Genomic DNA, 6,486 nt, shown 5'->3' on the forward strand with positions numbered 1-6,486 from the left:
GGGCGCCACCGGCGTCGCCCGGCCGGGCCGGTCACCGCCGGAGGGTCAGCCGCTGCTCGCGGCCCGCGACCAGCTCCAGCCGTCCGGCGCGGGCCGCCGGCTCCCCGGTGGCGCCACCGCTCCCGAGCAGCACCTCGACCGCCGCGTCACGCCCCGGCCGCAGCACCACCGCCACCTGGTGCGGCGACCACCGCACGTCCACCTCGCAGCCGAAGCGAGCGCGGACACCCGTGACCGCACCATGCGGAAAGGCCGCCGGCAGCGCGGGCAGCAGCACCAGCCGGTCGGGGGTGGCGTGCACGACCAGTTCCAGCAGCAGCGCGGGCAGCGCGTGCGCGGCATCCGCGTTGTAGACGTCGCGTCCCGGGTAGTGCGAGCTCATTAGGGAGGCGTGGAAGCAGTCCGCGCGCACCACCGCGAGCAGCGCGGCGAGCGCGGTCCCCGAGTCGCGCAGCCGGGCGGCGATCAGCGCCCGGTGGAGGTGCCCGTGCGCGGAGTCGTTCTCGCTGCCCCGCAGCGCCAGCGCCCGCCGGGCGGCGGCGGCCGCGTCCGGGGTCCTCTCCGGGGTGATCTCCTCCAGCGGCCACACCGGGTAGAGGTGGCTGAGGTGTCGGTGGTCGTAGCTGTCGCGCAGCCCCGGGTGCGCCCACTCGGCGAGCGCACCGTCCTCGTTGACCCGGTAGGGCGGCAGCGCCGCGGCCAGCCGGCGCCAGCCGGCGGCGCGGGGGTCACCGGGCAGCCGGTCGGCGGCGGTGGTGAGGGCGTGGCGGGCGGCGGCGATGTCCATGGTGGCGTTGACCGCGATCGGCCCCTGGCCGGCCGGGCTGTTCTCGGGCGAGTAGGACGGGACCACGGTCACCGTGCCGCCGGTCCCGCTGCCGCTGTCGTCGCTGTCGCCGTCCCCGTCGCCGTCCCCGTCGCTGTCGCCGTCGCCGTCGCCGTCGCGCAGCAGGAAGTCGTCGTAGAACTCCGCGACGTCCGCCAGCACGGCGTCGAGGACGGGGTCCGGGCGGCCGGTGTACTCGGCCTCGTGCAGTAGCGGCAACAGCAGCCAGTCGGCACCGGCGGTCCAGACGTGGAGCGGGTAGTCGGGCTGGAAGTGCCGGGTGTGGCCGCGCTCGCCGTCGGTGTGGGAGGGGGCGACCGCACCGCGCGCCCCGAAGACGGCGCGGGCGTTGTCCCGCCAGTCGTCGAGCTGCTCGGCGATGAACCGGCGCTGTGCCGCGACGACTTCGGGCAGGCCACCGGCGGCCGCGGACGCGGTCTGGAGGGGCAGGTTGGCGTTGGTGGTGAACGCGCCCGACCAGGCGGTCTCCCACTCGCCGGTCCACAGGCCGGTCAGCCGGGGCGGCAGTTCACCGGAGGACGACAGCAGATGGTGGCGGCCGGCGGCGAACAGCCGCTCCAGCAGGGCGGGGCTCTCCGGGCGGGCCAGCAGCGCGGTGCCGGGGAGGGCGCGGTCGGCGGCCGGGGCGCCGAGGTCCAGTGCGGTCCGGAGGTAGGCCGGCCGGTGCAGCGCGACATGCCGGGCGAGGAGCGCGTCGTGGACGGCGGCCGGCTGACCGTCGGGGGCGGTCGCCGGTAGCTGCGCGGCCAACTCCCGCCATAAATTCGCGGGTTCCGGCACCGGCAACCCACGCGCGGTGTCGTGGCGGCGGACCCGGGTGAGCAGCAGCAGTGCACGCGCGTCACCGGCCCGCACGCTGCTGCCGTGCGTGGTGAGGGAGTCGGTGGCGCCGTGCACGGCGGTGACCACGGTGAAGCCGCGTCCCGAGCCCGGGTGGTCGAGCCTGGTGGCGAGGAGAGCGCCACCGTCGACGAGCAGCGCACGGCTCTCGGCGGGCTCCCCGGCCGGGGCACCGGGAAGCCGGTGGTCGTGGCGGATCTCCAGGTGGTGGCCGGGTGCGGTGAGCAGCTGGACCACGACGTCGTCCGCGCGGGAGACGAAGACCGCGGAGGCGCGGCCGTCGCCCGTGGCGCGGATCTCGCCGGTGGCGAACGCGACGGAGCGGCGGTACGGGCGGGGCCGGGTCCCGGTCGGCGGCGTCGGTCGGGCGAGGGTGAGGACGCGGGTCTGCAGGGCGGGGTGAAACGGCTGGACCCAGTGGAACGGGAGGCCCGCGCCGAACCGCTGGCCGGCCTCGTGGTCGCCGGCGAGCAAGGCGGCCTGTGTGTCCCTGAGTTGGTCGGCCAGCTGCGGCGGGGGCAGCCCCTCGCTGCCGTTGGGGCGCACCAGCCGGTGGTGGGTGACGACGACGCGGTCGTCGTCGAGGCCGCCGTGGGCCAGCGCGCCGTGGCTGCCGTTGCCGGCGAGGTACCCGTCCTCCCACCGCCCGGCCGGCTCCGGCTCCCAGCTGCCGTGCACCGGCCGCCGACCGTCCCAGGGGCCCGGCACCGAGCACGGCCCCGGGCGCTGCGCCGTCACTCCGCCGCGCCCGTCGGCCGCAGTACGGCGACGCCGTACCGTTCCAGCCGGAGAGTCCGAGCGTGCTCCTCACCGGTCAGTACGTCGGTGTGCGGGGCCGGCAGCGGTACGTCGGCCTCGGCCGGGCCGTGGTTGAGCAGGAACAGCGCCGGGCCGCGCCGCACCGCCTCCACGCCGGTGGGCAGCGAGTCGAGCACCGGCGTCGCGCCCGCGGCGGCCGCGACGCGGCGCAGCAGGCCCCGCAGGGCGGCGGGTTCAGGCAGCGTGGAGACGTACCAGGCGCGGCCGTTGCGCAACACCGCCGGGAGGCCGTCGAGTTCACCGCCCCGGTAGGCGGTCACCGTCTCGGTGCCCGTCGCGGCGGTCAGCTCCTCCGACCACAGCGTGCCGGTGGTGCCGTCGTCGCAGTGCACGGTCTCGCCCTCTCCCAGCGGCCACCAGGTGTGGAGGGTGTCGATGCCGAGCAGGCGGCGGAGCCCTGCGGCCATGCCGCCGGCGTGGATGCGGTCGTCCTGGTCGACGACACCGCTGAAGAACCCGCAGACGAGGTGGCCGCCGCTCGCGACGTAGCGGGTGAGGGCGCGGAGCGCGGTGTCGGTGAGCAGGTGGGGGCAGGGGGCGACGACCAGCCGGTAGCCGGTGAGGTCCGCGCCGGGGTGGGCGAGTGTGGTGGTGAGGTTCTCCTCCCACAGCGCCCGGTGCCAGGCGGTGAGCAGCTGCTCGTAGGTGACGAGCGCGGAGGGGCGGGCCTCGCCGTCGGCGGCCCACCAGGACGGCCAGTCGTGCAGCACCGCCACCTCGGCGGCGACCTCGGTCCCGGAGATGTCCGGCCCTAGGCGCGCGAGTTCGGCGCCGATCTGCCGGATCTCGGCGTGCGACCGGGAGTCCGGGCCGGCGTGCGGGAGCATCGCGGAGTGGTACTTCTCCGCGCCCTGCCGGGACTGCCGCCACTGGAAGTAGCAGACGGCGTCGGCGCCGCGGGCGACGGCCTGGAGCGAGTGCAGGCGGTTCATCCCCCGGGGCTTGGGACGGTTCACGGCACGCCAGTTGACGGCGCCGGCGGCCTGCTCCATCAGGAACCAGGGCCGGTTCGCCGCCTGGCCCCGGGTGAGGTCGGCGGTCAGCGCGTGCCGGGCGGCGCCGCCCACCGGGTCGGCGGGGTCGGGGTAGCTGTCCACGGAGACGACGTCCTCGTGCCGGGCCCAGCGCCAGCCGTCGAGCCCCGACCACAGCGGCATGAAGTTGGTCGTCACCGGGATGTGCGGGGTGTGCCGCGCGACGATGTCCCGTTCGGCGAGGTAGCACTCCAGCAGGGCGTCGGAGGTGAACCGCCGGAAGTCCAGCGCCTGGGCGGGGTTGCGGATGTACTGGGCGCGGCGGGGCGGCAGCACCTCCGACCAGTCGTCGTACCGCTGGCTCCAGAACGCGGTGCCCCAGGCGGTGTTGAGCGCGTCGACGGTGCCGTGGCGGTCGGCGAGCCAGCGGCGGAAGTGGGCGGCGGTGGTGTCGCACCAGCAGTGGGTGCTGTACTCGTTGTTGACGTGCCACATCAGCAGGGCGGGGTGGTCGGCGTAGCGGGCGGCGACGTCCTCGGTCAGCGCGGTGGCGTAGCGGCGGTAGACGGGCGAGCTGGGGCAGAACTGCTGCCGGGAGCCGTAGGTGACGACCGTGCCGTCCTCGGCGCGCGGCAGCGTCTCGGGGTGTCGCGCGCCGAGCCAGGGGGGCGGGGAGGCGGTCGGGGTGGCGAGGACGACGCCGACGCCGTGGTCGTGGAGCAGGTCCATCACCCGGTCCAGCCACGCGAACTCCCGTGCCCCGGGCCGGGGTTCGATGGTGGACCAGGAGAAGACCCCGACGGTGGCGGTGGTGACGCCCGCCTGCCGCATCAGCGCGGCGTCCTCGGCCCAGACCTCCTCCGGCCACTGCTCGGGGTTGTAGTCGCCGCCGAAGAGCAGCCGGCCGCGGGTGGCGTCGCCGAGCCGGGGGCGGGGAGCGGGGGACGAGGGCACGGCGATCACCTTCCGGAGCGGGGGTCGGGGTCGGCCGTACGGGGCCGGGGCGGGGCGGGGCCCGGTCAGCCCTTCACGGCGCCGGTGAGCATGCCCTTCTGGAAGTGCTTCTGCACGAACGGTGACAGCACCGCCACCGGCAGCAGCGCGAGGACCATGACCGCCATCTGCACGGCGAGGCTGCTGATCTGGCCGCTGCTGACGGCCTGGCCCATGGCGCCGGGCGGGACCTGCTGCTGGAGCACGATCTGCCGCAGGATCATCTGCAGCGGGTACATGTCGGAGTCCTGGATGTAGAGCATCGCGTTGAACCACTGGCTCCAGTACCCGACCGCGTAGAACAGCGCGATGACGGCGAGCACCGCGCGGGAGAGCGGCAGCACGATCTGCCAGAGGATGCGCCAGTCCCCGGCGCCGTCGATGCGGGCGGCCTCGATCAGTTCGGGCGCCGTCTGCATGAAGAACGCCCGCAGCACCAGGATGTTGAAGACGTTGACGGCGCTCGGCAGGATCATCGCCCAGTAGGTGTTGCCGAGGCCGATGCCGGTGACCAGCAGGTAGGTCGGGATCAGCCCGGCGCCGAAGAACATCGTCGCCATGACGAACATCAGCACCGGGCCGTGAGCGAAGGAACCGGTGCGGCTCAGGCCGTAGGCGCAGAGCACCGAGCAGACCATCGACACCGAGGTGCCGACCAGGGTGATCCCCAGCGAGACGAGCGTCGCACGGGTGACGGCGCCACCCGAGAGCAGCTCCTGGTAGGCGACGAAGGTGATTCCGTCCGGCCAGATCACCAGCCCGCCCGCCTCGTTGATGGTCTGCGCGTCGGAGAGGCTGGTGACCACCACCACCCACAGCGGCCCCAGGATCAGCGCGCAGATCCCGACCAGGCCGACCCCCTTGAAGGCGAGCCCGGCGCGGGTGGGCTCCTCCTCCCAGACGGGCCGCGGCTGCGTGCCCAGCAGCCGCTGGGTGGCGGTGCGGGCGTCGGGTCCCGGAGCGGGCGCGGCAGGGGCGGCGCCGGGATCGCGGGCGGCCGCCGGTTCGGGGGCCGGACCGGACGGTCCGGCTGAGGTGGTGGTCATGTCCGGGAGTACACCCCCTGCTCGCCCAGCATGTGGGCGACCTTGTTGGCGGCGATCACCATCAGCACGCAGAACAGGCCCTTGAAGATGCCCGCCGCGGCCGCGTAGCCGAAGTCGCCGGTGTTGATGCCGGTCCACCAGATGTAGGTGTCGAGCACCTCGGAGGCGCCCGCGCCGACCTGGTCGCGTTGGAGGAGGATCTGCTCGAAGTCCAGGTTGAGCGCGCTCCCCACCCGCAGCACCAGCAGCAGCGCGATCACCGGACGCAGCGCGGGCAGCGTCACGTGCCACATCCGACGCCACCGGCCGGCGCCGTCCACCGCGGCCGACTCGTACAGCTCCCGGTTGACCGCCGCCAGCGCGGCGAGGAAGACGATCACCCCCCAGCCGGCGTCCTTCCAGACCAGCTGCGCGCTGAGCAGGAACTTGAAGAACCCGGGGTCGGTCATCAGGTCGAACCCGTCGTAGCCGCGCTGGCGCAGCCACTGGGCGATGAGGCCGGCGCCGCCCAGCATCTGCTGGAAGACGGTGATGACCAGCACCCAGGAGAAGAAGTGCGGCAGGTAGACGACGGCCTGCACCCACGCGCGGACCCGGGAGCTCATCACCGAGTTGATCAGCAGGGCGATGGCGATCGGGATCGGGAAGAAGAGCACCAGCTGGGTGAAGAAGATGATCAGGGTGTTGGCGAGCACCTCCCAGAACCGGTGGTCGGAGAAGATCCGGTCGAAGTTGTCGAAGCCGACGAACGGGCTCCCGCTGATGCCGGCGCCGTAGACGTCGTAGTCCTGGAAGGCGACCACGTTGCCCAGCAGCGGGACGTAGTTGAAGAGCGTCAGCAGTGCCAGCACCGGCAGCACCATCAGCAGCAGCGTGCGGAGCATCGCCCAGGCGAGGTAGGCGCCGTCCCCGGCTCCCATCAGCACGCCGTCGAGGACGAAGACGACGCCCGCGATCGGCTGAGTGA

4 protein-coding genes are annotated in these 6,486 nt (G+C 74.0%); all 4 read right to left on the reverse strand.

Annotated elements, in window-relative coordinates; translation table 11 throughout:
* Positions 1–31 precede the first annotated feature (31 nt).
* Positions 32–2,365, reverse strand: coding sequence for a glycosyl hydrolase family 95 catalytic domain-containing protein (locus HCN56_RS27075; RefSeq protein ID WP_167973964.1), 2,334 nt, complete (start codon positions 2,363–2,365; stop codon positions 32–34).
* A gap of 56 nt (positions 2,366–2,421) precedes the next feature.
* On the reverse strand, positions 2,422–4,434 hold the full coding sequence (locus HCN56_RS22365) for a beta-galactosidase (protein WP_167973966.1): 2,013 nt from the start codon (positions 4,432–4,434) through the stop codon (positions 2,422–2,424).
* 65 nt (positions 4,435–4,499) lie between these two features.
* Positions 4,500–5,519 (reverse strand): carbohydrate ABC transporter permease, encoded by a 1,020-nt coding sequence (locus HCN56_RS22370; protein ID WP_167973968.1) that lies wholly within the window; start codon positions 5,517–5,519, stop codon positions 4,500–4,502.
* On the reverse strand, positions 5,516–6,475 hold the full coding sequence (locus HCN56_RS22375) for an ABC transporter permease (protein WP_312871377.1): 960 nt from the start codon (positions 6,473–6,475) through the stop codon (positions 5,516–5,518). The genes HCN56_RS22370 and HCN56_RS22375 overlap by 4 nt, the downstream gene beginning before the upstream one ends.
* Positions 6,476–6,486 lie beyond the last annotated feature (11 nt).

This window comes from Streptomyces lonarensis (assembly GCF_012033735.1).
Classification (GTDB): Bacteria; Actinomycetota; Actinomycetes; order Streptomycetales; family Streptomycetaceae; genus Streptomyces; species Streptomyces lonarensis.